This window comes from Mesorhizobium sp. P3_A8 (assembly GCF_056402995.1).
On record NZ_JBFUGI010000005.1, the window covers coordinates 303,369 to 330,294 of the forward strand.

General features: G+C 64.7%; 27 protein-coding genes. 11 read left to right on the plus strand and 16 right to left on the minus strand.

The window, feature by feature from the left end; translation table 11 throughout:
• Window positions 1-21 precede the first annotated feature (21 nt).
• From AC1DX4_RS14490 to AC1DX4_RS14500, 3 genes are all read right to left on the minus strand, one after another.
• Window positions 22-1,008, minus strand: a complete 987-nt coding sequence (locus tag AC1DX4_RS14490) for a Tim44 domain-containing protein (RefSeq protein ID WP_477220946.1) — start codon at window positions 1,006-1,008, stop codon at window positions 22-24.
• A gap of 74 nt (window positions 1,009-1,082) precedes the next feature.
• Entirely contained in the window at window positions 1,083-1,376 is a 294-nt protein-coding gene (locus AC1DX4_RS14495) for a TFIIB-type zinc ribbon-containing protein (protein WP_477220947.1), read from the minus strand.
• 247 nt (window positions 1,377-1,623) lie between these two features.
• The gene (locus AC1DX4_RS14500) at window positions 1,624-2,613 is read right to left on the minus strand and encodes a zinc-dependent alcohol dehydrogenase family protein (protein WP_477220948.1); all 990 of its coding nucleotides are present in this window, start codon (window positions 2,611-2,613) and stop codon (window positions 1,624-1,626) included.
• A gap of 102 nt (window positions 2,614-2,715) precedes the next feature.
• Between AC1DX4_RS14500 and AC1DX4_RS14505 the strand changes: the two genes are divergently transcribed.
• Window positions 2,716-3,618, plus strand: a complete 903-nt coding sequence (locus AC1DX4_RS14505; protein WP_477220949.1) for a LysR family transcriptional regulator — start codon at window positions 2,716-2,718, stop codon at window positions 3,616-3,618.
• A gap of 89 nt (window positions 3,619-3,707) precedes the next feature.
• On the plus strand, window positions 3,708-5,354 hold the full coding sequence (locus AC1DX4_RS14510) for an acetolactate synthase large subunit (RefSeq protein WP_477220950.1): 1,647 nt from the start codon (window positions 3,708-3,710) through the stop codon (window positions 5,352-5,354).
• A gap of 44 nt (window positions 5,355-5,398) precedes the next feature.
• Here the strand turns inward: AC1DX4_RS14510 and AC1DX4_RS14515 are convergent, their stop codons facing one another.
• From AC1DX4_RS14515 to AC1DX4_RS14550, 8 genes are all read right to left on the minus strand, one after another.
• Window positions 5,399-6,568, minus strand: coding sequence for a substrate-binding protein (locus AC1DX4_RS14515; RefSeq protein ID WP_477220951.1), 1,170 nt, complete (start codon window positions 6,566-6,568; stop codon window positions 5,399-5,401).
• A gap of 80 nt (window positions 6,569-6,648) precedes the next feature.
• Window positions 6,649-7,350, minus strand: a complete 702-nt coding sequence (locus tag AC1DX4_RS14520) for an ABC transporter ATP-binding protein (protein ID WP_477220952.1) — start codon at window positions 7,348-7,350, stop codon at window positions 6,649-6,651.
• A 2-nt stretch (window positions 7,351-7,352) separates the two neighbouring features.
• On the minus strand, window positions 7,353-8,057 hold the full coding sequence (locus AC1DX4_RS14525; RefSeq protein ID WP_477220953.1) for an ATP-binding cassette domain-containing protein: 705 nt from the start codon (window positions 8,055-8,057) through the stop codon (window positions 7,353-7,355).
• Window positions 8,054-9,040, minus strand: a complete 987-nt coding sequence (locus tag AC1DX4_RS14530; RefSeq protein WP_477220954.1) for a branched-chain amino acid ABC transporter permease — start codon at window positions 9,038-9,040, stop codon at window positions 8,054-8,056. The genes AC1DX4_RS14525 and AC1DX4_RS14530 overlap by 4 nt, the downstream gene beginning before the upstream one ends.
• A complete protein-coding gene (gene urtB, locus AC1DX4_RS14535; RefSeq protein ID WP_477220955.1) occupies window positions 9,037-9,894 on the minus strand; it encodes an urea ABC transporter permease subunit UrtB in 858 nt (285 codons plus the stop codon). Before urtB ends, AC1DX4_RS14530 begins: the two co-directional genes overlap by 4 nt.
• A gap of 4 nt (window positions 9,895-9,898) precedes the next feature.
• Complete coding sequence (locus AC1DX4_RS14540; RefSeq protein ID WP_477220956.1) at window positions 9,899-11,020, minus strand: class II histone deacetylase; 1,122 nt, start codon at window positions 11,018-11,020, stop codon at window positions 9,899-9,901.
• A gap of 84 nt (window positions 11,021-11,104) precedes the next feature.
• Window positions 11,105-13,816 carry a winged helix-turn-helix domain-containing protein gene (locus AC1DX4_RS14545; RefSeq protein WP_477220957.1) on the minus strand — a complete coding sequence of 904 codons (2,712 nt, stop codon included), beginning with the start codon at window positions 13,814-13,816 and terminating at the stop codon, window positions 11,105-11,107.
• Window positions 13,813-14,460 (minus strand): GNAT family N-acetyltransferase, encoded by a 648-nt coding sequence (locus AC1DX4_RS14550; protein WP_477220958.1) that lies wholly within the window; start codon window positions 14,458-14,460, stop codon window positions 13,813-13,815. The genes AC1DX4_RS14545 and AC1DX4_RS14550 overlap by 4 nt, the downstream gene beginning before the upstream one ends.
• 177 nt (window positions 14,461-14,637) lie before the next feature.
• Here AC1DX4_RS14550 and AC1DX4_RS14555 point away from each other — a divergent pair, with 177 nt between their 5' ends.
• Genes AC1DX4_RS14555 through AC1DX4_RS14570 form a run of 4 tightly spaced genes read left to right on the plus strand, consistent with a single transcriptional unit; the run spans window position 14,638 to window position 18,978 of the window.
• Window positions 14,638-15,939 (plus strand): ArgE/DapE family deacylase, encoded by a 1,302-nt coding sequence (locus AC1DX4_RS14555; RefSeq protein ID WP_477220959.1) that lies wholly within the window; start codon window positions 14,638-14,640, stop codon window positions 15,937-15,939.
• Complete coding sequence (locus tag AC1DX4_RS14560; RefSeq protein WP_477220960.1) at window positions 15,936-16,994, plus strand: phosphotransferase; 1,059 nt, start codon at window positions 15,936-15,938, stop codon at window positions 16,992-16,994. The genes AC1DX4_RS14555 and AC1DX4_RS14560 overlap by 4 nt, the downstream gene beginning before the upstream one ends.
• Window positions 16,995-18,305 carry an aspartate aminotransferase family protein gene (locus AC1DX4_RS14565; protein WP_477220961.1) on the plus strand — a complete coding sequence of 437 codons (1,311 nt, stop codon included), beginning with the start codon at window positions 16,995-16,997 and terminating at the stop codon, window positions 18,303-18,305. It abuts the gene before it with no gap.
• A gap of 16 nt (window positions 18,306-18,321) precedes the next feature.
• Window positions 18,322-18,978, plus strand: coding sequence for a GntR family transcriptional regulator (locus AC1DX4_RS14570; RefSeq protein ID WP_477220962.1), 657 nt, complete (start codon window positions 18,322-18,324; stop codon window positions 18,976-18,978).
• A 25-nt stretch (window positions 18,979-19,003) separates the two neighbouring features.
• Here the strand turns inward: AC1DX4_RS14570 and AC1DX4_RS14575 are convergent, their stop codons facing one another.
• The 5 genes from AC1DX4_RS14575 to AC1DX4_RS14595 are packed head-to-tail and all read right to left on the minus strand — an operon-like array spanning window position 19,004 to window position 23,736.
• A complete protein-coding gene (locus tag AC1DX4_RS14575) occupies window positions 19,004-20,308 on the minus strand; it encodes an NAD(P)/FAD-dependent oxidoreductase (RefSeq protein ID WP_477220963.1) in 1,305 nt (434 codons plus the stop codon).
• Window positions 20,305-21,288, minus strand: coding sequence for a branched-chain amino acid ABC transporter permease (locus AC1DX4_RS14580; RefSeq protein ID WP_477221096.1), 984 nt, complete (start codon window positions 21,286-21,288; stop codon window positions 20,305-20,307). The genes AC1DX4_RS14575 and AC1DX4_RS14580 overlap by 4 nt, the downstream gene beginning before the upstream one ends.
• On the minus strand, window positions 21,285-22,193 hold the full coding sequence (locus AC1DX4_RS14585; RefSeq protein ID WP_477220964.1) for a branched-chain amino acid ABC transporter permease: 909 nt from the start codon (window positions 22,191-22,193) through the stop codon (window positions 21,285-21,287). Before AC1DX4_RS14585 ends, AC1DX4_RS14580 begins: the two co-directional genes overlap by 4 nt.
• Window positions 22,190-22,939, minus strand: a complete 750-nt coding sequence (locus tag AC1DX4_RS14590; RefSeq protein ID WP_477220965.1) for a branched-chain amino acid ABC transporter ATP-binding protein — start codon at window positions 22,937-22,939, stop codon at window positions 22,190-22,192. The genes AC1DX4_RS14585 and AC1DX4_RS14590 overlap by 4 nt, the downstream gene beginning before the upstream one ends.
• Window positions 22,936-23,736, minus strand: coding sequence for an ABC transporter ATP-binding protein (locus AC1DX4_RS14595; RefSeq protein ID WP_477220966.1), 801 nt, complete (start codon window positions 23,734-23,736; stop codon window positions 22,936-22,938). The genes AC1DX4_RS14590 and AC1DX4_RS14595 overlap by 4 nt, the downstream gene beginning before the upstream one ends.
• Window positions 23,737-23,864: 128 nt before the next feature.
• On the opposite strand from AC1DX4_RS14595, the gene AC1DX4_RS14600 reads away from it, so the two are divergent.
• Genes AC1DX4_RS14600 through AC1DX4_RS14620 form a run of 5 tightly spaced genes read left to right on the plus strand, consistent with a single transcriptional unit; the run spans window position 23,865 to window position 26,913 of the window.
• Window positions 23,865-24,596 carry a GntR family transcriptional regulator gene (locus AC1DX4_RS14600; RefSeq protein WP_477220967.1) on the plus strand — a complete coding sequence of 244 codons (732 nt, stop codon included), beginning with the start codon at window positions 23,865-23,867 and terminating at the stop codon, window positions 24,594-24,596.
• Window positions 24,593-25,081 carry a DUF3830 family protein gene (locus AC1DX4_RS14605; protein WP_477220968.1) on the plus strand — a complete coding sequence of 163 codons (489 nt, stop codon included), beginning with the start codon at window positions 24,593-24,595 and terminating at the stop codon, window positions 25,079-25,081. Before AC1DX4_RS14600 ends, AC1DX4_RS14605 begins: the two co-directional genes overlap by 4 nt.
• Window position 25,082: 1 nt before the next feature.
• Window positions 25,083-25,436, plus strand: a complete 354-nt coding sequence (locus AC1DX4_RS14610; protein WP_477220969.1) for a TIGR04076 family protein — start codon at window positions 25,083-25,085, stop codon at window positions 25,434-25,436.
• A complete protein-coding gene (locus AC1DX4_RS14615; protein WP_477220970.1) occupies window positions 25,433-26,488 on the plus strand; it encodes an aldo/keto reductase in 1,056 nt (351 codons plus the stop codon). Before AC1DX4_RS14610 ends, AC1DX4_RS14615 begins: the two co-directional genes overlap by 4 nt.
• Window positions 26,485-26,913 carry a DUF4440 domain-containing protein gene (locus AC1DX4_RS14620; RefSeq protein ID WP_477220971.1) on the plus strand — a complete coding sequence of 143 codons (429 nt, stop codon included), beginning with the start codon at window positions 26,485-26,487 and terminating at the stop codon, window positions 26,911-26,913. The genes AC1DX4_RS14615 and AC1DX4_RS14620 overlap by 4 nt, the downstream gene beginning before the upstream one ends.
• Window positions 26,914-26,926 lie beyond the last annotated feature (13 nt).

Below are 26,926 nucleotides of genomic sequence, written 5' to 3' on the forward strand. Positions count from 1 at the left end.
CTCGGACAAACTGGCCGGGTCTCAAGCCTGCTGTATGGCCGAGAGCTTCCAGTTCGAGCCATTCTCACGCATGAATGTCCACAGCTCGGTCGTCTCCGTCGGCTGATCTTCGTCGCCTTCGACGACCTTGTTGGTGGCCCGTTCGCGCATCACGTCACGAGACTCGTAGCGCAACGCGGCCGTGGCGTAGTCGCGGTCATCCTCGCGCCAGCTTTCCGCGACGTCGGCCTGCAGCAAACTGATATCGGAGACCTCGTTCTTGAGACCTTTCTGGGCGTTGTCGGCTAGCTCTTCCGAGAGATAGGACACCATCTCGGGCGTCGTCGCCCGGCGGAGCGCAGCATGGTCTTCGCGCCCGAAGGCTTCCTGGACGTCGGTCAACAGTTGCTGGAAGGCATCGAGATCGGTCTGGGCCAGCGTGATCTCCTCGGAACCGGCGGTCGCAGAGCCTCCGCCCGAACCACCGCCAAAGCCGGGAATTGCGAACGAGCCCGTAGTTTGCTGCTGTGCCGCAGTGCGGTTCTCAAATATCGACGCCTGGGCGTTGCCGGCACCGGCGAGCGCAGGCGCAGGGCCTCGCGCCGATTGCGACCGGAAGAAGCGGATGGCCAGCATGATCGCGCCGCCGATGAGCAGGGCCTGAAGCAGGAAACCGAACATGCCGGCCAGGCCGCCAAAACCCTGGCCCAAGAGCAGCCCGATCAGGCCACCGATCAGCAGACCGCGCATCATCGTTCCGCCGAAGCCGCTCATGAAGCCGGGTCTTTGCGGGCCGGCCTGCGGCTGCCGGGCGGCAGAGTTCACACCGGTGTTGGGCGTCATCGAACGCTCGACCGGAGCGGTCGGCGCTGGTGCGGTCCTGGTCGGCGGCGCCGACTGGAACGTGCGCGTGCCGCGACTGCCGAAGCTGCCGCCGCGCCGAGCCTCGGCATGATCGATCGCGACCATGGAGAATGCCAGGAACAGTCCTGCAAAGATGGTGGCAAATCGGCTTGTGCGAGACATCATCGGGGTTGGCCTTTATCGGTGTGTTTCTTGGAAATTTTCAGCAATGCCGGCCCGGGTTACCGGGCGTCATGCGGTCAATCGAACAATTCTTCGAAGAATGATTTCTTCCGCTTCGGATAGCGGTGGCCGTGCGAGCGGGAATAATCGTCGTCGCGGCCCTGGCCTTGCTGCGGCTGGGAAAACGCTGTCGGCTGCGGCGCGGGCGACGCCTCCTTGCCGGAGCGCTCGATGATCTTGTCGAGTTCGCCTCGATCAAGCCAGACGCCGCGGCACTGTGGACAATAATCGATCTCGATACCCTGGCGTTCGCTCATTGTGAGCGCGACGCGGCAGGAGGGGCAAACCAGACCAAGGAGAGAAGTTGTCATACGGGGCTCCAACCGAAAGGAATGAGCCCGCTTGACCGAAAAGGATGGAAAACGGGCCCGTTAAAGCGGTCCGACATCACAATCACAGAAGCGATCGTCAGAGGGGCCCGGCCCGCATCAGACAGGTAGGAATGCGGAGCCGGACCTTCAAGGGCGATAGTGCCGGCAAGGATGATTAGTTCGCCGTCGCTCAGACCGTCACCACGATCTCAGACCGTCACCACGATCTCAGACCTTCACCACGATCTCAGACCGTCACGACGATCTTGCCGAACTGTTCGTTCGATTCGAGATAGCGGTGCGCCTCGACGATCTGGTCGAAGCCAAAGCTCCGGTCGATGATCGGCCTCAGCGTGCCCATCTCCAGGCCTTCGAGGATGGACGCCTTGGCGGCTTCCAGCTTCGCCGGATCGCCGGTGATCTCGTGGACAAGGTAGCCACGCAGCGTCAGCGTCTTGCCCAACACAGCAGCCAAAGGGAATGGTGTCGGCTCGCTGCTGAGGCCGCCATATTCGATCAGAATGCCGCCCTTTGACATCGCAGCCGTCAGTGGCCCGAAGATCGGGCCGCCGACTGCATCGAACACGACGCGCACGCCTTGCGATCCAGAGATCTCGTTCAGCCGCGCCGCCAGATCCTCTTCGGCCAAGACCACGACATGTGCCGCTCCGGCGTCGAGCAGGGCCTGCTTCTTGGCTGGTGTCCGCGTCACCGCGATCGCCGTCGCGCCGATGCTGTTGGCGATCTGGATCGCCGCAAGCCCGACGCTGCTTGAGGCCGCCGTAATGACGACGGCATCTCCACTGCTCAGTTTGGCGATGTCGATCAGCGCGCCATAGGCGGTGAGATACTGCATCCAGATGGCTGCCGCCGTCTGCCAGTCGAGCGATGGCGGATGCTTGACGATGAGCCCGGCCGGATAGGTGACCAACTCGCCGTAAGCCGGCCAGCGGATCATCGATTGCGGCGGAATGACACTGACCGCATCGCCCGGTGCGAAATCCTTCACGCCGTCGCCCACCGCCTCGACAACGCCCGCTGCCTCGAGACCAAGCCCTGAGGGCAGGGCGGGTGTTTCAATGTAAGCGCCCGAACGCAGCAGCGCCTCGGCGCGATTGAGGCCGAGTGCCTTGACCCGGATTTGAACCTCGCCCGGACCGGGTAGAGGGGGGTCAACGTCCTCGATGCGCAGAACCTCGGGACCACCATGCTGGTGGAAGCGGACGATACGGGTCATTCGGGATACTCCAAATCATTTCAACCGAATGACCTATGCAGCCAAGGATCTCCGGGATAAATGGCTGTTCAGATAAAGCAGTAGAAACCAGGAGTTCCGAATTTGGATCGGCTCGAGAGCATGGCGGTGTTCGTCAGGGCGGTCGACCTCGGCTCGTTTGCGGCTGCGGCCCTCGCGCTCGACCTGTCCGGACCGATGGTTGGCAAGCATGTCCGCTTTCTCGAGGAGCGGCTCGGCGTGCGTCTCATCAACCGCACCACGCGCCGCCAGAGCCTGACAGACTTCGGCCGCGCCTATTATGAACGCTGCCGGGTGGTGCTGGCCGAGGCCGAAGCCGCCGATGCGCTCGCTGCCGACCAGTTTTCCGAACCGCGCGGGAAACTGCGCCTCACCATGCCGGCGCATTTCGGCCGCCACTGCGTCGCCCCCGTGCTGCTGCACCTGGCGCGGCAATATCCGATGCTGGAACTCGACCTGTCGCTCAGCGACCGCTTCGCCGATCTCGCCGAGGATGGCTTTGACCTTGCTATCCGGACCGGCGATCTCATCGACAAGGCTGGCGTGATCGCGCGCCGCGTTGCGCGCCAGGACATGGTTGTCTGCGCCGCGCCCTCCTATCTCAGAATTCATGGTGAACCGCGGCGGATCGAAGATCTCGTCGACCATCACGCCATTGTCTATCGCCGGCTCGGTCAGGTGGTTCAGCCGTGGCTCTTCCCGCGCGACGGGCAACCTACACAGGAGATCATGCCCAGCGGCAGGCTGCGGCTCGACGATCTCGATGCCATCGCCGACGCAGCGGTCGAAGGTATGGGTCTGGCGTGGCTGCCCTGGTGGCTGGTTCGCGAGCGCATTCGAGCCGGCGCGCTGGTGACGCTGTTGCCGGACCAGCCGCGCTATCCCTACGACTGCCACGCCCTTTGGCTGCAGACGCCGCATCTGCCGCTCAAGGTGCGGCTCGCCGTCGACGCTCTGGCGGCCGCCTTGCCGAAATTGAAGGCCTGATTGCCAACAGAGCAAGCTTGCGCTCTTTGAGGCGCCACTTTCCAATGCCATATGAAGGCGGAATATGCGCATTGCAGGAGAGGCGGTTCATGACCAAAGGTTCGGATCTGTTCGTTGCGGCCCTCGAGAATGAAGGGGTCGACCGGATTTTCGGCATTCCGGGCGAGGAAAATCTCGACATCGTCGAATCCATCCGCCGCTCGTCGATCCAGCTGATCCTGACCCGCCACGAACAGGCGGCGGCCTTCATGGCCGCCACCTATGGCAGGCTCACCGGCAAGGCAGGCGTGTGCATCACCACGCTTGGCCCCGGCGCGCTCAACCTGACGACCGGTTCGGCCTATGCGCTGCTCGGCGCGATGCCGATGATCATGATCACCGGCCAGAAAGGCATCCTGTCATCGCGGCAGGCGCGCTTCCAGATCGTCGACATCGTCGCGGCGATGAAGCCGCTGACCAAGCTGTCGCGCCAGATCGTCTCGCCGAAGATGATCCCCTCGCTGGTGCGCGAAGCTTTCCGTGTCGCCCAGGAAGAGCGTCCCGGCCCCGTGCATCTGGAACTGCCGGAAGATATCGCGGCTGCGGAGTGCGAGCCGATCGCACTGGTGCCGACGCATCCGGTCGAACTGCCGCTGGCCAGCCCCGGCGCGCTCGATCGCGCCGCCCGTATGATCCTAGAGGCGAAGCGTCCGCTGCTGATGTTCGGCGCGGCGGCGTCGCGGCCGCGCGTGACCCCCGATGTCGCCCAGTTCGTGCTGCGCACGCAAATTCCCTATTTCACCACGCAGATGGGCAAGGGTACCGTGCCCGGCGGCACCGAGCTCTACATGGGAACGGCAGCCCTTTCGGAGCGCGACTATGTGCACGAGGCGATAGAACAGGCCGATCTGATCATCACCATCGGCCACGACACGGTCGAGAAGCCGCCCTTCATCATGGGCGCCAACGGGCCGAAGGTCATCCATGTCGGCTATCAAACAGCCGATGTGGAGCAGGTCTATTTCCCGCAAGCCGAAATCGTCGGCGACCTCGGCCCTTCGCTGGCGCTGCTGGCCGACCGCATCGAGGGCAAGATCCCCAACGCGCAGGCCCTGCTGCCGCTGCGCGAAGGCATTTTGAGCCGGATCGCAGCGCGCGCCACCGAAGATCGTTTCACGCCGCAGCGCATCGTGCATGACGTGCGCGCCGTTATGCCGGCGGACGGAATCCTCGCCCTCGACAACGGCATGTACAAGATCTGGTTCGCGCGCAACTACCGCACACGCATGGCAAACACGCTGCTGCTCGACAATGCACTGGCCACCATGGGTGCCGGCCTGCCATCGGCGATGATGGCGGCACTGCTTTATCCGCAGCGCCGTGTCATGGCGATCTGCGGCGATGGCGGCTTCATGATGAACAGCCAGGAACTGGAAACCGCCGTCAGGCTCAAGCTCAACCTCGTCGTATTGCTGCTCGAAGACCACGCCTATGGCATGATCCGCTGGAAGCAGGCGGTCGACGAATTCCCGGATTTCGGCATGACCTTCGGCAATCCCGATTTCGTCAAATACGCCGAGGCGTACGGTGCCAAAGGGACGAGGGTTGATGCGATCGCCGAGTTGCGGCCGGCGCTGGAACAGGCGTTCACCGGCGGCGGCGTCCATCTCGTCGTCGTGCCCATCGACTATTCCGAAAACACCAGGGTGCTTGTCGACGAATTGCGTGAGCGGTTGCCGGCGCCGCAGACGCCCTGACGGCAGCGGCAACGCCGCCGTCAGGATTGGTTGAGTGCGCAGGCCTACACCTTGCAGTAAGGCGTGACCGGCGCGATGGTGCCGAAATCCTTGACGATCTCGTAGCTGATGCCGTCCGCCGCCGCCTTGCCGACATAGGAATGGCAGAGCGTGTGGTTGTTTGTGGCATCGACACGGATCTTGCCTTGCGGCGCGTCGAACTCGATCGTCGGCAGCGCCTTGAGCACATCGTCGTCTTTCAGCGATCCGGCCTTCTCGGCGGCCAGCGCGTAGAGATGCAGGCCGTTATAGCCGGCTTCGCCGATGCCGTTGACCATCTTCTCCTGGCCGAATTTTTCGCGGAAGCTCGCGATGAACTTCTTGTTGACCGGATTGTCGAGTGCCATCCAGTAGGGCTGCGGCGCGTAGGTGCCGGCGGCGACGCCGGGCGGCAGCGCGTCCTTGTTGAAGACCTCGTCGAGCGGCGCGATCAGCGGCTGCTTGATGTCGAAAGAGCGATACTGCTTGAGCTGCGTGACGGCGTCATTGCCGACCACCATCGACCACACGACATCAGGCTTCAGCGACTTGATCTTCTGGAAGGCCGGGCCGAAATCCGTGGTGCCGAACGGATAATAGTCGGCGCCGATGATCTTGCCGCCGGCCTTCTCATAGGCCGCCGTGATCGCCTCTGTCATCTTCTGCGGCCAGGCATAGTCCGAAGCCATGACATAGATCGTCTTGCCGAGGTTTTCGGCCACCCACGGCATCATCGGGTCGACCTGCTGCATCGGGATCGGGCCGGTGGCGACGAAGTAGCGGTTGCATTCGCCGCCCTCGAAATTGGTCGGGTAGAAAAACAGCTTCTTGGCCTTCGACGTCACCGACAGCGTCGCGCTGCGCTCGGGCGAAATGATCGTGCCCATGACCACGTCGACCTTGTCTTCGTTGAGGAGCTTGCGCGCCTTGTCGATGGCGCCCTTGGTCGTGGTCTGGTTGTCCTCGATGAACAATTCGACCTGGCGGCCGCCAATGCCGTTGGCGGCGTTGAGTTCGGCGGCGGCGAGCTTGTAGCAATTGAGCAGCGTCTCGCCGAGGATCGCCTGCAACCCGGTGATCGGGATCGACAGGCCGACCTTGACGGTGTCGGCGGCGCGCAGGATTGACGGCGCGCCGACCATGGCGAAGGCAGCGGCAGCGCCGCCGGATTTGAGGATCGTTCTTCTGCTTATCATTGTTATGTTCCCTTCCAGTTCAGGCGCGCCCCATGCACGCCTTACAAAGCCAAGAGGTCCCAGGCGCGCTTCAGCGCGCCTTATAGGGCCAACAAATCCTTGAGCAGGCTCTCGTCGGCGAACGCCTCCGGCGTGCCTTCGTGCACGATCCTGCCCTTCTCCATCACCAGGCAGCGGTCCGCCGCCTTGAGAACGAGATCGAGATTCTGCTCGACCAGAACGATCGCGATGCCGCGCTCGCGGGCGATGCGCGGCACCAATTCGGCGATCGACTGCACGATGTTCGGCTGGATGCCTTCCGAGGGCTCGTCGAGCAGCAGCACCAATGGCAGGCCGCACAGCGCGCGGCCGATCGCCAGCATCTGCTGCTGGCCGCCCGAGAGCGTGCCGGCGATTTGCGCCTCGCGTTCGCGCAGAATCGGAAAATAGCCGAAGATGTCGTCAGGAATGCCGCCGTCGCCGCGATCCCTTGCGGCACGCGTGCCGACTTCCAGGTTCTGCCTCACGGTCAGCTGGTTGAAGATGCCGCGCCCCTGCGGCACATGGGCGATCCCCGCCCGCGCGCGGCGGAAGGCCGGCGCATTGGTAAGGTCCTGGTCGCCCAGAACCACCGCGCCGCCGCTTGCCTTCAAGCCGCCGGCGATGACCCGCAGCAGCGTCGTCTTGCCGGCGCCGTTGCGGCCGAGCAGGCCGACGACTTCGCCTGATGCCACGCTGAGGTCGATGCCGTTCAGCACCGGGAGCAGGCCGTAGCCGGCCGAGACCGCCAATGTCCGCAGCATGGTCAGCGCCTCCCCAGATAGACGTCGCGGACCATTTCGTCGGTCTCGATGTCATGGAAAGGACCACTGCGCAGCCGGCGCCCCTGATGCAGCACCAGCGTCTCGCAATTCAGCGCCCGCACGAAACGGATGTCGTGTTCGACGGCGACGATCGAGAATTCGCCCTTGAGCCGCAGCAGCATCTCGGCGGTCGCCAGTGTCTCCTGCGGCGTCATGCCGGCGGTCGGCTCGTCGAGCAGCAACAGCCTCGGCTCGATCGCCAGCGCCATGCCGATCTCCAGCCATTGCTTCTGGCCATGCGCGAGTTCGCCGGCCAACGTGGTCGCGCGGTTACCAAGCGCGACCAGTTCCAGCAACTCACCGACCGGCCGAACCGGAGACGCCACGCCCCACCGTGCCACCTTGAGGTTGTCCTCCACCGAGAGGCTCGGAAAGACCGACGGGATCTGGAATTTTCGGGCTATGCCGAGCCGGGCGATGCGGTGCAGCGGCAGACCGGCAATGTCATGGCCGAGGAAGCGCACGCTGCCGCTGGTCGGGCGCAGCGTGCCGGTCAGCACGTTGAGAAAGGTGCTCTTGCCGGCGCCGTTCGGCCCGATGATGCAGCAGAGCTCCTTGTCGCGCACGGTCAGGTTCAACCCTTCCAGCGCCTGCAGCCCGCCAAAGCGGATGCCGACATTCTCGGCCTGGAGCAGGACATCGCTCATTGCGCGTGTCTCCGGCCTTTGAACAGGCTCTTCAGCCGCGCGTAGATCGACAGGATGCCGTCGGGCAGCACGAAGACGATGATCACGAAGACACAGCCGAGCAGCAGCGGCCACAGGCTCGGGTTGAAGCTTGAGATCGTCTGCTGCGCACGCTGGATGAAGATCGCGCCGAGCACCGGACCGAGCAGCGTACCGCGCCCGCCGACCGCCACCCAGACGATGACTTCCGTCGACAGCAGCAGTCCGGAGAGGTCGGGCGCCACCAGCCCGGCCATGCAGACATAGAGCGCGCCGGCAAGCCCGGCGATCGCCGCCGAAACGACGAAGGTGACGAGCAGCCGCAGTGGGGCGTTGTGGCCGAGCGCCGCCGCCCGGACTTCATTGTCCTGGATGGCGGTCAGCACCGTGCCCCAGCGGCCACGGCTGATCGACCACAGCGCCAGCACGACCACCGCGACGATGGCCGCGACGAAGATGTAGGAGGGCAGATCCTGGCTGAGATCGACATGCGTGCCGCCAACATCGAATTCGATCGGCGGGATGCCGATCAGGCCGCTGTCGCCGCCGGTGACCGAACTCCAGGAGACGGCGGCTTGCTGGCAGATGACGCCCATCGCCAGCGTGACGATGGTGAAATAGCTGCCGCGAATGCCGCCGAAGAACAGGAAGTAGCCGATGATGGCGGCGACGAAGGCCGCACCGGCCACCGCGCCCATGATGCCGAGCAGGCTGCCGAAGGGGATCGCGTCGTTGAGCGTGACCAGCGCCATGATGTAGCCGCCAATGCCGAAGAAGGCGGCGTGGCCGAAACACAGAATGCCGGTGCGGCCCCAGAAGAAGTCGAGGCTCGCCGCGAACAGGCCGAAGATCAGCGCGTCGCGGATCACCGTCAGCTGATAGCCATCGGCGAAAAGGGGATAGATGACAGCGAGTGCTGCGCAGACGGCGAAGATCAGCAGCCAGTTGCGGTCGCGGGCGATCATCGTGACGCCCCGTTGAACAGGCCGTTGGGCCGTAGCCGCACAGCGACGATGGCCGCGAGCAACACGATCGCTTGCGCCAGCGACGGCGAGATCTGGTAGTTGAGCACACTGGTCAGCCCGCCGACGAAGACGCTGCCGGCAACAAGGCCACCGATCGAACCGACGCCGCCGACAATGACGACGAAGAAGGCGTTGGCGAGGTAGTTCACTCCCATCTGCGGCAGCACGATCGCCAGCGGCGCGACCAGCCCGCCGGCGAGCCCGGCGATGGCCGCGCCGAAGGTGAAGGCGATGGCGTAGGTGCGCCGCGTGTTGATGCCGACGCCCTCGGCCATCTCGCGGTTCTGGATGACGGTGCGGATATCGAGCCCGAACGATGTCCGGTTGATCAGCAGGACGACGCCGAACAAGGTCAGCATGGCAATGGCGATCAGGATCAGCCGGTAGGCGGGATAGACGGTGAAGAACAGGTCGAGCGTGCCCTCGATCGGTGGTGTCACCGGCTTGGCGCCGAGCCCGAAGGTCAGTTCCAGCCCTTGCTGCAGGATCAGGCTGACGCCCCAGGTGGCAAGCACCGTCGAAACCGGCCGCGAATAGAGATGGCGGATGATGGCGAATTCCAGGATGCAGCCGACCACGGCGCCGGCGATGGGCGCGGCGGCCAGCCCCAGCCAGAACGACCCGCCGATGCTCTGGACGAAATAGACCGCGAAGGCGCCGACCGTGACGAACTCGCCATGCGCCAGATTGGTCACGTTCATCAGGCCGAAGCTGATCGCCAGCCCGAGCCCGACCAGCATCAGGATGCTGATCAGCGTCAGCGCGTTGAGGAGCGTGGTGATCAGAAAATCCATCGCGTCAGGCAGCGCTTGCGAGGCGTTGGCGCAGGCCGGTGAGCAGGCCTTCGGCGGCGTCGATCACTTGAGCCTGATGCGGCTGCAAGTCCTGCCCGGCCCATTCGTCGATATGGTCCGACAGCGGGTCGACCACTTCGGTGCGGTGATTGGCCAGCGTCTCGATGACGGCGTGGCCGCAGAACGGCACATAACCTTCGGAGTAGCCGCCTTCATGGCTCATCATCAGGCGGCCGTTCGATGTCTCGGCGGCCAGCGCCACCAGGCGCGCGGCAAGGCGCCGGAAGCATTCGCTGTTGAGCATCATGCGGCCGAGCGGATCAAAGCCCGAGGCATCGAAACCCGACGCGACGATGACGAGGTCCGGCTTGAAGGCGCGCAGCGCCGGGGCGACGACGCGGTCGAAGGTTGCCTCGTAAGCGCCGGTGCCGCTGCCGGCCGGCAGCGGGATGTTGATGTTGTAGCCTTCGCCGTCGCCCTTGCCATTGTCGGCCAGCGCGCCGCGCCCGGTCGGATAGAGATTGTCCTGATGCAGGGAAATGGTCAGCACCGAGGGGTCGGAATAAAACACCGTCTCGGTGCCATTGCCGTGATGCACGTCCCAGTCGACTATCGCCGCGCGGCCGAGCAGGCCTTCATGCTGCAGCCGGCGCACGGAGACGCCGATGTTGGAGAACAGGCAGTTGCCCATCGCCTGGTCGGGCTCGGCATGGTGCCCGGGCGGGCGCGCCAGCGCATAGGCATTGTCGACGCGGCCGGTTAGCACCGCGCGCATCGCCGCATAGGTGGTGCCGGCGGACAACAGCGCGATGTCGAAGCTGTTGAGGCCGATCGGCGCCTGCGGTCCGGCGAAACCGGAGCCGCGTTCGCTGAGCATGCGGATGTCGTCGACATGGCGCTGCGTGTGCACGCGCAGCAGGTCCTCGACCGTCACCGGCTCGGCAAGAATCGGCACCAGATGGCGCGACAGGCCGCTGACCTGGATGAGGTTGTTCAGCCGGCGCTTCGATCCCGGCGATTCCAGGTGCCGTCCGGGTTCCACGAAACGGCCGGGAGGCATCATGTCGGCGCTGGAGCCGGTGTCATGCCACATCAGCTGTTCGTGAAAAACGTAACCTGTCGCCATAAGCAGCGTCCTCTACAATCCGGAGGAGGCTAGCAGGCTAACGATCCCACGGCCCGACCCTAAAGAAGGGGCTGTGCCGGATGTCTACACCCCTCCTTTCGGAGGGGGACGGAGGTCTGCGGCGGCCTGCGCGGCGCGCACGGCCTGGACGCGGTTCGATACCGAGAGCTTGCCGAAAATGTTCTTCAAATGCCATTTCACCGTGGTCTCGCTCACCGACAGCGCAACCGCGATATCCCTGTTGGACATGCCTTCCGACAGGCAGCGCAGCAGTTCGGACTCGCGCCGGGTGAGCTGTTCCTTCTCGGCTGGGGCGGCGGTCTTGCGCGTCGCCACGGGCATGGTCTGCGCGGCATCGATGATGCGCGTGGCATAGGCCGACAGCGCAGGGTCGGTCTTTGCCTGCGCCGCACGCAGCCGCATCAACCCCTCGACAACAGGCCTGCCCTCATCGACGAAGGAGCGGATGAAGCCGGAAGGCTGGGCAAGGCGCAAGGCTTCGAGAAGATGGCGATCGGCTTCGCGCTGGTCCTGGCCGGCATTCTTGGCGCGCAGGATCAGCGCCAGTATGTGGCGGCGCATGCGCCCGCTGCTTTTCGTTCGCTCCAGCAACGTGTCGAAAAGTTCTGCGGCCGCCGCGTAGGATTTCTCCGCCGTCAGCAGCCGGCCTTCGGCGAAGAACTCGAACTCGTTGGCGACTGTAGGGGCGGTTTCAGCGCTTTCACGGCGATGCTCGCTCAGCAGCGCGCGCGCCTCGGCGACGCGGTTCTGGTCGAGCAGCAGCCGGATGCGATCATGCACCAGCACCGAAGCGAGGCGGCGGTAGACGGAGCCGCGCACACGCTGGTAGACGCGTTCCAGCATATCCAATGCCACGTCGCCGCGACCGGTCAGCTGCAGCACACGGGCATAGGTCGGCACGCTGGCCAAGGGATAGACGATGACCGCGGCGCCCTCGATCAGCGGCCCGAGATTCTCGACCAGCGTCAGCGCCTCGCCGGATGCGTTGGTCTCGTAGGCGAGTTCGGCCAGCAGCGTTCCGGCAAGCGCCTCGGCGTAGGAGTTCGCGCCGATCCGCGTCCTGGCCTCGATGATCGTGTTGCGCAGCAGCTTTTCGGCGGCGGGCAGGCGGCCGGCCGAGCGCTCGATGACCGCCATATAGCAATTGGCGATGGTGACGCCGAGCAGGCTGCCGCTTCGCTCATGCGCCTTGCGCGCCGCGTCGACCGCCGCCCAGGCGCCCTCGAGGTCGCCCAGCGCGTAGAGATTGTAGCCGATGACATTGGCGGTCGCACCTTCCATGAACCAGGCATCGGGAGCGATGATGCGCAGCGCGGCCAATGCTGTGTCGCGCGCGTCCTCGAACTGCTCCAGCGTGCTGTACACAGCGGCATCGAGGACCACGATTTCGGCCTCGATCGTGGTGCCGGTCAGCGTACCCGGATCCTTGCCGTCGGCCGGCCCGGTCTCGACGAGCTTGCGCGCATTGGCGAGCGTCTGCTGGGCGATCTCGGGCTGGCTTGAGTGCACCGCCAGCCACAACACGACGAGTTGCAGCCGAATGCGCTGGTCGACCAGTTTCCGGGGCAGCAGTGCCAGCAATTGGCGTACGTATAGCAGCTGGCACTGGGCGATCAGTTCGAGCGCATTGTTCTCGACGAACACCGCCGCGCGGGCCTGGTCGCCGGCGGCGAGCGCATGTCCGATCGCTTCGGTCAGCATCTTGCGTTCGCCAAACCATTCGGCTGCGGCCAGATGCAGCGGTGCGATCATCTCCGGTTCGCGCCGCTCCATTTCACGGCTGAGGAAGTCGTGGAACAGATGATGATAGCGGAACCAGCGCCGCTCCTCGTCGAGCGGCACGAGGAACAGATTGCGGGTCTCGATCTCGGTGATATCAGCCTCGGCGTCCGCCGCGCGCAAGACGGCCCGGCACGCCTCGGCGCTGAAGCGCTCGAAAATCGAACTGTAGAGCAGGAATTTCGCCAGCGCCGGCGGCAGCCCGAGGAAGACTTCGCCCATCAGGAAGTCGGCGACGTTGCGGTTGGCGCCGGTGAAATTTCCGATGACGGTTTCCGGTGCGTGCGCGGCACTGAGCGACAGCGAAGCGAGTTGCAGGCCGGCGGCCCAGCCCTCGGTCCGCGAGCACAAGGCCTCCACAGTGCCGCTGCTGACGCTGAGGCCCAGCTTGTCGTTGAAGAAGGATTCCGCTTCGGACGAGGCGAAGCGCAGATCGTCCGGGCCGATTTCGAAAACGTCGCCCAGCACCCTGAGCTTGCCGAGCTGCAGATCAGGCAGGTTGCGCGAGCCGATGACGAAGGCGACGTTGGCTGGTGCCTGCCGGGTCAGGCGCTCCATGAAGCGCTTCACCGCCGGCGCTTCGATGGCGTGGTAGTCGTCGAAGAACAGGGTGATCTCGGCATCACGCGCCGCAAAACCCGCCACCAGTGCTGCCAGCACGACATCGAGCTGCGGGATCGGGCTCGACTGGAAGGCAAGGTCGAGTTCGGCCGGGTTCTGGACGAGATGGCGCAGCGCCCCCACCAGATGCGACAGGAAGGTGCCTTCGTCATTGTCCGTCGCCTCGCAGGAGAGCCATGCGGTCAACCGGCCATGGCGCGCGACTTCCGCGGCCCACTGCGCCATCGTCGTCGACTTGCCGAAGCCGGCGGGCGCGGCGAACAGCACGATGCGCGTATCGACATGCCGCCCCAGCCTCGACAGGATGCTTTCGCGCCGCACCCACCGGCGATGGTGCGGCGATGCCTGGCTGGCGGGTTGCGAAGACGGTCTCATCTGGCGCCGGGCACCCATTCCGTCTCGATCAACGGGATCTGCGGGGCCGCATCGCGCGGCAGGGTTCCCTTGATCCGGGGGTCGTCCGTGATTTCGAAACCGGCCGCATAGGGCTCGAACCCGCAAGCCCTGTAGAACCCGATGACGCTGTGATGATCGATGCTGCTGGTGTGCAGCCAGATGCGGCGGGGGCTGAGACGCCATGCCTGATCAAGCGCGCCGGCCATCAGCCGCTTGCCAAGGCCCCTGCCGGGCAAGGTGGGGAACAGGCCGAAATAGGTGATCTCGACCTCGTTGTCGTCGGCCACGCAGAATTCGACCATGCCGACATGGTCGCCGCTTTCATCATGGCCGTAATAGACATGCTGGTGAGGGTCGGCGAAATGCGCTGATATTTCGGCATCCGACATTTCGGCGGCGCCATCCCACAGCCAGGGAGCGCCGATCTCGAGGAAGATCGCGCGGTAGTCGGCACTGTCGGGCTTGGTGATCCGGGTCATTGCCAGCGGCTGCGCGAGGTCAGGCATAGGGGCGCGCGCTTCCATCCACGTTACCGCATTGATGATCTTGCCGGCCGGCACGCGCCGGTAGCCGGACGAGAGATCGGTGATTTCATCCGGCAATGCGCCTTGGGTGACCAGCATCTGTCCTCGATCTCTGCCATGCAGCTTTGCTGGCATGCAAGAAGCTGATGCCAACTCTGCGCCCGCCTGCCAAGAGGTTCGCGGGTTGGGCCATCGTTTTGGCCTGACCTGTCTCTTTGCCTTTCCAGGAAATGGCATATGAGATATGATACACCATTCAAGGGAAAGCGGAATATCATGCCTGAGCGAATTGCCGACGAAGCCATTTTAAGCGCGGTCGATGACGGCTTCGCGCGGCAAGTCGCATTCCTGGCGGATCTCGTGCGCTTTCCTTCCCAGCGTGGCGAGGAGCACGCCGCGCAATCCTTCATGGCGGCTGCCTATCAGGCCGACGGCTACGCGGTCGACATGTGGCGCGTTGATGTCGACGCCATCCGCGACCTTCCGGGTTTTTCGCCGGTTGCGGTTTCCTATGATGATGCCTTCAACGTCGTTGCCACCCACACGCCGCGAAACGCCACCGGCCGCTCGCTGATCCTCAACGGCCATATCGACGTGGTGCCGACGGGACCTGTCGATCGCTGGGTGCGCGATCCCTACGATCCGGCGATCGAGGATGGCTGGATGCATGGCCGTGGCGCCGGCGACATGAAGGCCGGTCTGTCGGCCTGTCTCTACGCGCTGGCCGCCTTGCGCGGCCTCGGCTATCAGCCGGCCGCGAACGTCTATCTGCAGTCGGTGGTCGAGGAGGAATGCACCGGCAATGGCGCGCTCGCTTGCCTGCAACGCGGCTACCGCGCCGATGCGGCTTTCATCCCCGAGCCGCTGGAGCCAAGGCTGATGCGGGCGCAGGTCGGTCCGATCTGGTTCAAGGTCGAGGTCGATGGGGACCCTCAGCATGCGTCGGGGGCTTTCTCGGCCGGCGCCAATGCCATCGAAAAGGCCTTCGTCATCATCCAGGCGCTGAAGCAGCTCGAAATCGTATGGAACGCGCGAAAGGTGGATGATCCGCATTTTCACGATCATCCGCATCCGATCCGCTTCAACCTCGGCAAGATCGAAGGCGGCGAATGGACATCGAGCGTTCCGGCGCGCTGCGTTTTCGAGATGCGTGTCGCCACCTATCCCGGCCAGAAGCTGGAGGATGCGAGAGCCGAACTCGAAGCCTGCATCGCCGACGCAGCCCGTTCCGATCCGTTCCTCGCCAATCGCCCGCCCACAATGACCTATAATGGCTTCATGGCCGAGGGCTATGTGCTGGAGGGTGCCGACGAGATGGAAGCCGTGCTGCGGCGCAGCCATACAGCCGTGTGGGGCGAGCCGCTGACGGAGCACGTCACCTCGGCGACGACGGATGCGCGCTTCTTCGGCCTCTATGCCGACACGCCGGCGATCGTCTATGGCCCGATCTGCCGCATGCCGCATGGCTATGACGAGGCCGTCGATCTGGATTCTGTGCGCAAGGTTACCCAGACCATCGCGCTGTTCATCGCCGACTGGTGCGGTCTTGAGCCGCTTGATCCGAAGGCGAGTTCATGAGCGCAGCCGTGCCTGACGGTTTCGGCGAAACGCTCGCCGAGGACGCGCCTGACGTTTCGATCGCCGACGCGTTGGATATCTTGCACCGGCACTATGGGCTCACCGGCAGCGCGCGCCCGTTGCCGGGCGAACGCGACCACAATTTCCATATCCAGACCGAAGGCGAGGGCGAGTTCGTCCTAAAGGTCTCGCACCCGGCGGAAGAAGCCGGCTTCACCGATTTCCAGAACAAGGCGCTGGACCATATCCTTGCGGTCGACCCGACCCTGCCGGTCCCTTCGGTGCGCAAAAGCCTCGAGGGCGAAGCGCAATTCACGGTCAGCGTCGGTGGATCGGCGCCGCGCATCATCCGGCTGGTGACCTATCTGCCTGGCCACTTGCTGTCGCGCTCGCCCACGTCAGCCACACAGGATCGCAATCTCGGCATCTTCCTCGCCCGGCTTGGCCGGGCGCTGCGCGGCTTCTTCCATCCGGCCGCCGGCAGCGACCTGCTCTGGGATATCCGCAAGGTCGCCAAGACGCGGCCGATGCTTGCACATATCGCCGATGCCGGTCACCGTGCAATGGTCGAGCGTGTGATGGACGCTTTCGAGGAGCATGCGGCGCCGGTCATCCCGAGCCTGCGCGCGCAGATCGTCCACAACGACATGAACTCCTACAATGTGGTGATGGACGCTTCGCGGCCGGAGGTGGTGACCGGCATCCTCGATTTCGGCGACATGATCCATTCGCCATTGATCTGCGATCTCGCCATCGGTGCCGTCTACCGCTGGCCGGCTGAAGGTCATCCGCTGGCTTCAGCCGCGCGCTTCGTCGCCGGCTATCAATCGGTGCAGCCGTTGGAGGCCGAAGAGATCGGCATTCTTTTCGACTTGATCCGTGCCCGCCTTGCGCTCATCGCCAACATCGCCAGCTGGCAAGCGGAACGCTTCCCGGCCAAGCGCGACTACGTGCTGCGCCTCATCACCGAGGTCTGGGCCTCGCTCGAACGGCTGGACGAGCTGTCGTCCGCGGATGCCCGCCGCTATTTTCTCGACCATTCCAATCCGGAGTAGATGCTCGTGTCCCAGTCTTCGTCATATCCCGCAAATGCCGACTCGGCGCCTTCCGAGCAAGCCCTGCTCGAACGCCGCGCCAGGCTGCTTGGGCCGACCTACCGTGCCTTCTACCGCAACCCGATCCATCTGGTGCGCGGCAGCGGCGTCTGGCTCTACGATGCGCAGGGCCGCAAATTCCTCGACGCCTACAACAATGTCGCCTCGGTCGGGCACTGCCATCCGCGCGTCGTCGAGGCGTTGTCACGGCAGGCAGCCACGCTCAACACGCACACACGCTACTTGAGCGAGATCATCCTCGACTATGCGGAAAAACTGCTTGGCACCGTTCCGGCCCATCTCGGCCACGCCATGTTCACCTGCACCGGCAGCGAGGCCAACGACCTCGCCATCCGCATCGCCCAGCATTCGAGCGGCGGCACCGGCGTGATCATCACCGACTTCGCCTATCACGGCGCCACGATCGCCACCGCGCAACTGTCGCCGGCGGCTGTTGGCGCCAAGGGCGTGCCCACGCATCATCGCACCGTGGCAGCACCCGACACGTTCCGCGACCATGGCCGCGCCGCGCGCGATTTCGCCGGAAATGTCGCCGCCGCCATCGACGACATGCGTGCGCAAAACATCCGTCCGGCGGCGCTGCTGCTCGACTCGGCCTTTTCCAGCGACGGCATTTTCTTCCCCGATGCGGCGGTCATGCGCGAGGCGGCCGATCACGTCAGAAAGGCCGGCGGTATCGTCATCGCCGATGAGGTCCAGTCCGGCTTCGGCCGGCTTGGCCAGGGCATGTGGGGCTTTGCCAATTATGGCCTCGAGCCGGATATCGTCACCATGGGCAAGCCGATCGGCGACGGGCATCCGATGGGCGCGGTGCTGGTGCGGCCGCAGCTTGTTTCATCCTTCGGCTCGAACACCGGCTATTTCAACACATTCGGCGGCAACCCGGTCGCGGCCGCTGTCGGCATCGCTGTGCTCGAGGTGATCGAAGGCGAGGGGCTGATCGAGAACGCACGCAATGTCGGCGCCTATACAGCTGACCTGTTGCGCGCGCTGCAGAACCGGCACGGCATGGTCGGTGATGTCAGGCACAACGGCCTCTATTTCGGCGTCGAGTTGACGGCCGATGGCGACGAGGCGCTGGCCGCCAGCAAGACATCCGCGGTTGTCGAAGCCATGCGCGAGGATGGTGTGCTGATCTCGTCCTGCGGTCCGCGTGGCAATGTGCTGAAGATCAGGCCGCCTCTGCCCTTTGCCAGGGACAATGCCGAGCAACTGGCCGAGACGCTCGATCGCGCTTTATCGAACTGGTGATCGGAGCGGGGCGCGCATGCTGAAGCTCGAACATCAAACCCTCAACGACCGCGCCTATGGCGCGCTCAAGCAGGAACTGATTTCAGGCGGCTTCAGCCCGGGCCAGACGCTTGTCATCCGCAAGCTCGCCGAGACGTTCGGCATCTCGACGACGCCGATCCGCGAAGCGCTGCAAAGGCTGGTAGCCGAGCGGCTGCTCGAGATGCAGAACAATCGTTCGATCATCGTGCCCTTGCTGTCCGCCCCGGCCTTCGAGGAACTGACTCATATCCGCATCGCCGTCGAAGGGTTGGCGGGCGAGATGGCCGCGTCGCGCATGAGCGAAAACGGGCTGGTCGACATCCAGGCGACGCTGGCCGGCATGCAGCGCGCCATCGAGGCCGGCGACGCCAGGGCCTATCTCTCGCTGAACGAGGCGTTTCACTTTGCCATCTACCAGCATGCCGGCGCGCCGATCCTGTTGAACATGATCCGCGATCTCTGGGGCCGGGTCGGACCCTATCTCAAGCTTTTGATGCAGGCCGATCGTTACATCCCACAGTCGAACGACGCACATCGCCGGATTGTTGCCGCGCTGGAGCAGCGCAATGGTCCTGCTGTCCGGGTCTCTCTTGAGCAAGACATCGCCGTGGCCGCCGCGGTTCTCTCCGAAAATCTTCGCACCACTGACTGATTGTTCGCACGCCAGACGCGATCGCCTATCTCGCCTCGTCCAGCCGGTCGCGCAGCATGCTCCAGCCGAGCAGCATGTTCGGCGCGTGCCGCAGCAGCGCGTGGAACGGGATCGGCGCCGGCGGCGCGAACGGCAGCGGCAAATCGCGCGCCTCGATTCCCGTGGCCCAGTCGGCCAGCACCTTGCCCATCGCCGTCGTCATGGCAATGCCGCGCCCGTTGCAGGCGCGGCCGGCGATCAGTCCCGGTCCGAGGTCCAGGAGGTGCGGCAGGAAATCCGGTTCGACCGCGGCCATTCCTGACCAGCCATAGGCAAGCGGCGGCAGGTCAGGCAAATCGAGATGCCTGGCGAGGCGCCGCCAGATTGTTTGCGGCACGCGTGTGTCGGCGCCGGCACTCAGAATATGCATGCCGCCGCTGATCAGCCGGTTGTCGGCATCGAAGCGGAAGGTGAACAGATTGCGCCTGGTGTCGCCGGCGCCTTGTCCGCCGGGAAGCAGCCGCGTGCGGATGTCACGCGGCAGCGGCTCGGTCGCGATCTGAAAAACCTTCAGCGGAATATAGCTTCGCTGCAGCGGCGGATTGAGCGATCCGCCATAGGCGTTGGTGGCGATCAGCACCTTGCCGGCACGCACCGAGCCCGATGGCGTTTTCAGTGCCCAGCCATCGGCCACCCGATCGACCGAGGTGACAGGTGTGTGCTCGAAAATCTCAGCGCCAGCCTTCTCCGCCGCATCGGCCAGTCCGTTCGCGTAGCCGACCGGATTGAGCACGCCGCCCGAACGGTCCATCCAGCCACCGATATAGCCGCGAATGCCCGTCAGCGCTTCGACGCCCTGCCGATCCAGCGTGACAGCCGGCCGGCCGCGCCGTGCCCATTGCCCGGCCCGCGATTTGACCTTCTCGAAGGCGGCGGGCGAGTGCGCCGGCTGGATCCATCCGTTCTGCACGGCGTCGCAGTCGATGCCGTGCCGTTTGATAAGGCCGAAGACCAGATCGGCGCTGCCGGCGGCGAAATCGATCAGCCTCTCGCCGCGCTCGGGGCCGAGATGCGCAAGGATGTTGTCCGGGTCCATCTTGGCAAAGTTGGGCACGACGAAACCGGCATTCCTGCCGGTCGCGCCCCAGGCAATGATTTCGGCTTCGAGGACGGCGACGGACAGCCCTTTCCCCGCCGCGTGCAGCGCGGTCGACAGGCCGGAAAAACCGCCGCCGACAATGGCGAGGTCGACATTGACCTCGCCGTGCAGCGCCGGCCGGTCGCGGCGGTTGCGGCTGACGGCATGCCAAAGTGAAGCGCCATGCGCTTCCCGCCGAACCACGGCGTTCATGATCCGGAACTGCTCTTGGCCGTAGTCACCTTCGCCTGCTTGCCCAGACGTGGCCGCCGCAGTCTGTCGCCGAACAATCCGTTCGGCCGGATCAACAGGATGACGCAGAGCATGACGCCGATGGCGACGATCTGCAGCGAGGCCGCGCGTGCCTGTTGCTCGGGCGCAAACAGCACGCTGGTCAGCGTGCCTGACCCGGCCCATATCCCCCAGACCAGAATGCTGCCGATGACGGCGCCGAGATTGCTGCCCGAGCCGCCGACGATCAGCATCACCCACACCTGGAAGGTCAGGATCGGCAGATAATTGTCCGGCGCGATGAAGCCGGTGAAATGCGCCTGCAGCGCGCCGGCCAGCGCCATGATGGCGCCACCGACGGCAAAAGCCTGGACGCGGTAGAAGCGTGCGCTCTTGCCGAGCGAAATCGCCGCTCGCTCATCCTCTCGCAAGGCCTTCAGCACGCGCCCCCACGGGCTGCGCGACAAATGCTCCAAGGCGAGATAGGCAATCAAGGTCACCGCCGCGACCACGGCAAGGTTCGACAGGTTGAACAGCAGCGGCGTCTCGGCAAGACTGCCGAAGGGGCGCGGGATGAAGCCGATGCCGAACGGCCCGCCGGTCAGCTTCTGCGCGTTGAGCGCGACCAGTTGCACGACCACGGCGACGCCGAAGGTGGTGATCGCCAGATAGTCGGATCGCAGCCGCAGCGTCGCCATGCCGGTCAGCGCCGCCGCGATACCGCCGACGATCATAGCGCCGAGCCAGCCGACAAGAATTGGCAGGCCGAAGCCACCCAGCCGTGCAGCATCGTCCGGTGTCGTCAGCAGCGCGGATGTATAGGCGCCGATGGCGACGAAGCCGGCGAGGCCGACATTGAACAGGCCGGTCAGGCCCCACTGCAGATTGAGCCCCAGAGTGACCAGCGAAAAGATCAGCGCGGTGGTCAGGAAAAAGGCGCCGTAGCCGAGCAGGTCCATCAGCGTTCCCTCACACCAAACAGGCCGACCGGCCGCACGAACAACACAGCCATCAGAATGATGAAGGAGACGGCGGCGCGCCATTCGGCACCGATCAGCTGCACCGCGCCGGCTTCGGCGAGCCCGATGATCAGGCCGCCGAGCACCGCGCCCGGGATGCTGCCGATGCCGCCGAGAATGGCGGCGGCGAACATCGGCAGCAGCATGTCGAAGCCCATGAACGGGCGGATCTGCACCAGAATGCCGATCATCACGCCGGCGACGCAGGCCAGCGCCCCGCCGATGATCCAGGTGACGCGCACCACGCTGGCGACGTCGATGCCGACGATACGGGCCAACGCCGCATTCTGGCTGAGCGCCTGCATCGAACGGCCGGTCTGCGTGCGCGTCATCAACAGGTGCACGCCGAGCACCAGCACGGCGGTCAGCAGCAGCAGCGCGATCTGGTCGGGGGTGATGCGGATGCCGAAGCCGACCGGCATGGCGATCTGGATCGCCCGGCTGAAATAGGTCGGCCGCGAGCTGAAGGTGAATTCGAGCAGGCTGCGCAGCGCCATCGAGGCACCAAAGCTCGCCATCACCACGATGATCGCCTGGCCCTGCGAGCGCAGCCGCGAAAACAGCACTCTGTCGAGCAGCAGCGCCAGCAGAGCGGTGAACGCCATGCCGACGACCAACGCAACCAGGAGCGGCCAGCCGAAGGACAAGGGTGCGATGGGCGCCACCTTGCCGAATGTCGCACCGATGGCGCTGACCACGGCCAGCGTTGCATAGGTGCCCCAGGCCATGAAGTCGCCATGGGCGAAATTGGAGAAGCGCAGGATTGAATAGGTCAGCGTCACACCAATGGCGCCGAGGCCGATCATCGAGCCGGTCAGCAACCCATCGACGACAAATTGCAGGCTCATGCCGCGCCTTCCTTGCTGGCGTGAGAAGGGCGCTGGCCGAGATAGAGTTCGGCAACGACCGGGTCGTTCCACAGCTCCGAGGCGATGCCTTCGTGCCGGTCCTTGCCCTCGACCAGCACATAGGCACGGTCGCCGATGGCCAGTGCCGCCTTGGCATTCTGTTCGACCAAGAGGATGGTGACGCCGGATTTGCGGATGCCGGCCAGCATCTCGAACACCATCGAGACGAATTTCGGCGACAGGCCGGCCGACGGTTCGTCGAGCACCAGCACCTTGGGATGGACGATCAGGGCGCGGGCGACGGCGAGCATCTGCCGCTGTCCGCCCGACAGATTGCCGGCGGCGGTGCGGCGCTGGCGCACGAGGTCGGGAAAGGCCGCGTACATTTCTTCGATGCGGCCGGGGATGTCGCGCCGTTCGAGAATGCCACAGGCGACCTTGAGATTGTCCTCGACCGACATCAACGGAAAGATGTTTTCGGTCTGCGGCACGAAGGCCAGGCCAAGCCGTACCATGGTGTGGGCGGGTGCGGCGGTGATGTCCTTGCCGTCCAGAAACACCGTGCCGCCGGTGATCGGGACCAGGCCGGCGATCGCCTTGATGAAGCTCGATTTGCCGGCGCCGTTGGGGCCGAGCACGACGACGATCTCACCCTTGCTGACGGTAATCGAGGCGCCTCGCACGATCGGCACGCCGGGCTCGTAGCCGGCTTCGAGGTCGCGCACGTCGAGGACGATCTCGCTCATGCGGCACCTCCGAGATAGGCCTCGATGACGCGCGGGTCGCGGGCGACCTCTTCCGCCGTGCCTTCGCTCAGCAACTGCCCGCTCGCCATGACAAGCACGCGATGGCAAAGCCGCGTCACCATGTCGATGTTGTGCTCGATCAACAGGAAGGTGATGCCGCGCGCATTGATGTCGCGGATGCGGTCGATGATGACTTCCAAAAGCGTTGCGTTGACGCCGGCAGCCGGCTCGTCGAGCAGGATGATCGCCGGGTCGGCCATCATGACGCGGGCAAGTTCCAGCAGCTTGCGCTGGCCGCCGGACAGCACGCGCGCCGGTTCATGCGCGAGATGGGTGAGGGTGACGAGCTCCAACAGGTCGAGTGCCTTTGCCCTGGCCGCTTTTTCCTGTGCCGCCACCCGCCACGGCGTGACGAAATTGGCGAGCAATTTCTCGCCGGCCTGGCCCTGTGCCGCCAGCATGATGTTTTCGATCAGCGTCAGATTGGGCAGCGGGCGCGGAATCTGGAAGGTGCGGCCAAGCCCACGGCCGATACGCAGGTGAGCGGCTTCGCCAGAGACCCGCGTGCCGTTGAGGAGAATATCGCCGCTGGTCGGCAATATGCTGCCGGCAAGCAGATCGAACATCGTCGTCTTGCCGGCACCGTTCGGTCCGATCAGGCCGAGGATCTCGCCCGCTTTGACATCAAACGAGACGTCATTGACCGCGACAAGGCCGCCGAACCGCCTGACGACATGGCTTGCCGTCAGAACCGGTGCCCGGGTCTCCTGCCCTTGGCGCTCCGCTGCCTCGCTCATCAAACCCTCTGGCCGAAGACGATCGTCGTCGCCTCCTGATTTTTGATTTGTGATCACACTTGCTTTGATCACGCTATTCGGCTTTAATTTCATCCGCAAGCCGAAAACGGGCCAAGACCGGGAATGCCATGCAAAAGGCTGCCATCGAGCGAAACAACGAGACGATCGCAGCCCAGCTTACGCCGGTCGGTCGCGAGACAGTGCAGGATCGCGTCTATTCCGAGTTGCGCCGGGCCTTGATCGGCGGCCTGTTCGAGCCGAACCAGGTGCTGACCATCCGTGGCCTGGCCGATGCGCTGGTCACCTCGACCATGCCAGTGCGCGAAGCGCTCGGGCGGCTGATTACGGAAAAAGCGCTGGAGGCACTGCCCAACCGATCGGTGCGCGTGCCGCCGATCACGCTAGAGAGGATCGACGACCTTCTGCGCGCCCGCTCGCTCATCGAAGGCGAAGCGATTGCACTTGCCGCCACGCGCATGAGCCCGCGCCAGATCGCTTCCATAGAAGCCATGCTCGGCGAGTGGGACGAGATGCGGGCCCTGAAGCACAAGAAGGATATCGACCGCGAAGCGACGCTCAACCAGAGCTTCCATTTCGAGATCTACCGCTGCTGCGGCTCGGCCGTGCTGATCCCGATGATCGAAAGCCTGTGGCTGCAATCGGGACCTTGCATCCGCGTTGCCATCTACGCCTTTTCCGAAGCCGGCGAGGTCGACACCGCGCACTACCACCGCAGCATCGTCGCGGCTCTCGTCAAACAGGATGCGCAGGCGGCGCGCGAAGCACTGGTGGCCGATATCAGCCGGCCCTTTGCTTTCCTGCGCGACAAGCTGCAATCCGCAGGGAAAGACCAGACATGACGAAGCCAGCCATCAGCATCACCGAGCCGCGCTCGAAGCTTTCCGTGACAGCGCTGTTGCTGCCCGAAAAGGCGCCGGAAAATGCCGCCTTTCTCCAGGCGTATCTCGCTACGCCACGTGTCGTTCCCGGTATCCATGCGATGTGGACGGGACCTGAGATTTCCTGCCCGGTTCCGTCAGCCGATCTCGATGGCCAGTCCTATGCCCGGCCTCTACCGGCGGAGAACGCAACGCTGACGCCGCAGCCGGGAGACATCGTGCTGTCCTACGTGCCGCCGCGCATGTGGGGCGGCAATCCCAATGCCATCTTCGACATCGGCCTGTACTACGGGCAAGGGGCACGGCTTCTGTTCCCGATCGGCTGGCTGGCCGGCAGCGTGGTGGCGCAGGTGCGCGCCGATCAGCGCGACCATTTCGCCGCTGCCTGCGGCATCATCCGCCGCAACGGCGCCTGCGACATCACCTTCAGCCTGGTGGAGGCCTGACATGGCGGACGACAGTTTCGAGCTCTTCGATCTTCGCGTCGAGGCGGTCATCCCCGAGGGCAAGCCGATCTATTGCGGCGCTAAGCCCGGCGACTATTTCGAACTCAAGGGCGAGATGCTGTCGATGCCGGCAGGGCAGAGTTTTTCGATCTATTCGCTTGCCTCCGTATTGCCGTTTCTCGCGGCAAAGCAGCGCCCGACCGACCGCAATGACTGGATGACCTCGGACGCCGAGATCGCTTGTCCCGATCCCAATTGCGCCAGCCGGTTGCGGATCGTCAGGCTGGCCAAGCGGCGGTTCAGCCATGCCGAAACCACGGCCGTACCGCTGCCGAAGGAGAACGACCTGACATGACCGCCAAGACCTTCGAACTCGGTCCCGGCTACAGCATCTCGCGCGTCATTCGCGGCGGCTGGCAGCTGGCCGGGGGGCACGGCGCCGTCGAGCGCCAACAGGCGGTGAGCGACCTGATCGCAGCCTTCGATGCTGGCATCTGGACCTATGATTGCGCCGACATCTATACCGGCGTCGAGGAGCTGATTGGCGCCGCGCGCCTCAGGCTGGCCAGCGAGCGCGGCCTCGATGTCGCCGCCAGGATGAAGGTGCACACCAAGCTGGTGCCCGACCTCGAACGGCTGGCCGGCATCAGCCGCGACTACATAAGGGGCATCGTCGACCAGTCGCTGCGTAGGCTGAAGACCGAGCGGCTCGATCTCGTGCAGTTCCATTGGTGGGACTATGATCAGCCTCGTTATGTCGAGGCGATGGGCTGGCTCAACGAGCTTCGGCTGGAAGGCAAGGTGCGCAATCTCGGTACCACCAATTTCGACACGCCGCGGCTTGCCGAAATCCTCGCCGCCGGTATTCCGCTGGTCAGCCAGCAGCTGCAATATTCCGTGCTCGATCAGCGGCCGGGCAACAGGCTCGCCGCACTTGCTGAGAAAAACGGCGTCAGCTTCCTCTGCTATGGCTCCGTCGCCGGCGGCTTCCTCAGCGACAAATGGCTTGGCGTGGCCGAACCCGCCACGCCGCTCGAAAACCGCTCACTGGTCAAATACAAGCTGATCATCGATGATTTTGGCGGCTGGGACCTGTTCCAGCAACTGCTTCAGGCGCTGCAGGCCGTCGGCGACCGCCACGGCGTCGACATCGCCACCATCGCTAGTGCCTGGGTTCTGGAACAGCGCCAAGTAGCGGCCGTCATCGTCGGTGCCCGCAACCAGGCGCATGCGCTTGCCAATGCGAAAATCATGGATGTCGTACTCGATGCCGACGACCGCACCCGCATTGCTGCCGTCATCGCGCAAGGCGCCGGCCTTGAGGGCGATGTCTACACGCTGGAGCGCGACCGCCATGGCCGCCATGGCTCGATCATGCATTACAACCTCAATGCGGGGAAGAAATGAGCGGCGAGCCCTCCCTGTTCTCGCGTGCCAGCGTCGAGGTCATCGACCTGCATCGCTTCTTCGTCGACTGGTTCGTCGCCGCGCGCGCCGACACGGTGGATTTCAGCCGCTTCGAACGCGCCATGGGTGATGGCGTCACCATGGTCGCGCCGGACGGCAAGGTGCTCGATCGCGCTGCTGTCGTCGACCATGTCCGCTCGAGCCGGGCTTCGTGCGACGACGGCTTCGCCATCTCGATCGAGGACATCCGGCCGGGCTGGCAAAGCGCCGATACGATCGTTGTCTTCTACGTCGAGGCGCAGTTGCGCGGCGGCAAGCGCAGCCGCCGCCAGTCGAGCGCCGTCTTCACCACCAGTTCATCGGCGCCCAACGGCGTCGAATGGCGACATCTGCATGAAACCTGGCTGCAGGTGCCGGAACGCTGAACAGGCTCCAGAG

Coding starts and splice junctions, on each gene's coding strand:
- AC1DX4_RS14520 (WP_477220952.1), bottom strand. CDS start 7,350: ATGCTGCGGACATTGGCGGTCTCGGCCGGCTACGGCCTGCTCCCGGTG.
- AC1DX4_RS14595 (WP_477220966.1), bottom strand. CDS start 23,736: ATGAGCGAGGCAGCGGAGCGCCAAGGGCAGGAGACCCGGGCACCGGTT.
- AC1DX4_RS14615 (WP_477220970.1), top strand. CDS start 25,433: ATGACCGCCAAGACCTTCGAACTCGGTCCCGGCTACAGCATCTCGCGC.
- AC1DX4_RS14530 (WP_477220954.1), bottom strand. CDS start 9,040: ATGATCGCCCGCGACCGCAACTGGCTGCTGATCTTCGCCGTCTGCGCA.
- AC1DX4_RS14490 (WP_477220946.1), bottom strand. CDS start 1,008: ATGATGTCTCGCACAAGCCGATTTGCCACCATCTTTGCAGGACTGTTC.
- AC1DX4_RS14610 (WP_477220969.1), top strand. CDS start 25,083: ATGGCGGACGACAGTTTCGAGCTCTTCGATCTTCGCGTCGAGGCGGTC.
- urtB (WP_477220955.1), bottom strand. CDS start 9,894: ATGGATTTTCTGATCACCACGCTCCTCAACGCGCTGACGCTGATCAGC.
- AC1DX4_RS14525 (WP_477220953.1), bottom strand. CDS start 8,057: ATGAGCGATGTCCTGCTCCAGGCCGAGAATGTCGGCATCCGCTTTGGC.
- AC1DX4_RS14555 (WP_477220959.1), top strand. CDS start 14,638: ATGCCTGAGCGAATTGCCGACGAAGCCATTTTAAGCGCGGTCGATGAC.
- AC1DX4_RS14585 (WP_477220964.1), bottom strand. CDS start 22,193: ATGAGCCTGCAATTTGTCGTCGATGGGTTGCTGACCGGCTCGATGATC.
- AC1DX4_RS14590 (WP_477220965.1), bottom strand. CDS start 22,939: ATGAGCGAGATCGTCCTCGACGTGCGCGACCTCGAAGCCGGCTACGAG.
- AC1DX4_RS14510 (WP_477220950.1), top strand. CDS start 3,708: ATGACCAAAGGTTCGGATCTGTTCGTTGCGGCCCTCGAGAATGAAGGG.
- AC1DX4_RS14495 (WP_477220947.1), bottom strand. CDS start 1,376: ATGACAACTTCTCTCCTTGGTCTGGTTTGCCCCTCCTGCCGCGTCGCG.
- AC1DX4_RS14540 (WP_477220956.1), bottom strand. CDS start 11,020: ATGGCGACAGGTTACGTTTTTCACGAACAGCTGATGTGGCATGACACC.
- AC1DX4_RS14600 (WP_477220967.1), top strand. CDS start 23,865: ATGCAAAAGGCTGCCATCGAGCGAAACAACGAGACGATCGCAGCCCAG.
- AC1DX4_RS14575 (WP_477220963.1), bottom strand. CDS start 20,308: ATGAACGCCGTGGTTCGGCGGGAAGCGCATGGCGCTTCACTTTGGCAT.
- AC1DX4_RS14570 (WP_477220962.1), top strand. CDS start 18,322: ATGCTGAAGCTCGAACATCAAACCCTCAACGACCGCGCCTATGGCGCG.
- AC1DX4_RS14620 (WP_477220971.1), top strand. CDS start 26,485: ATGAGCGGCGAGCCCTCCCTGTTCTCGCGTGCCAGCGTCGAGGTCATC.
- AC1DX4_RS14565 (WP_477220961.1), top strand. CDS start 16,995: ATGCTCGTGTCCCAGTCTTCGTCATATCCCGCAAATGCCGACTCGGCG.
- AC1DX4_RS14605 (WP_477220968.1), top strand. CDS start 24,593: ATGACGAAGCCAGCCATCAGCATCACCGAGCCGCGCTCGAAGCTTTCC.
- AC1DX4_RS14560 (WP_477220960.1), top strand. CDS start 15,936: ATGAGCGCAGCCGTGCCTGACGGTTTCGGCGAAACGCTCGCCGAGGAC.
- AC1DX4_RS14515 (WP_477220951.1), bottom strand. CDS start 6,568: ATGATAAGCAGAAGAACGATCCTCAAATCCGGCGGCGCTGCCGCTGCC.
- AC1DX4_RS14550 (WP_477220958.1), bottom strand. CDS start 14,460: ATGCTGGTCACCCAAGGCGCATTGCCGGATGAAATCACCGATCTCTCG.
- AC1DX4_RS14545 (WP_477220957.1), bottom strand. CDS start 13,816: ATGAGACCGTCTTCGCAACCCGCCAGCCAGGCATCGCCGCACCATCGC.
- AC1DX4_RS14500 (WP_477220948.1), bottom strand. CDS start 2,613: ATGACCCGTATCGTCCGCTTCCACCAGCATGGTGGTCCCGAGGTTCTG.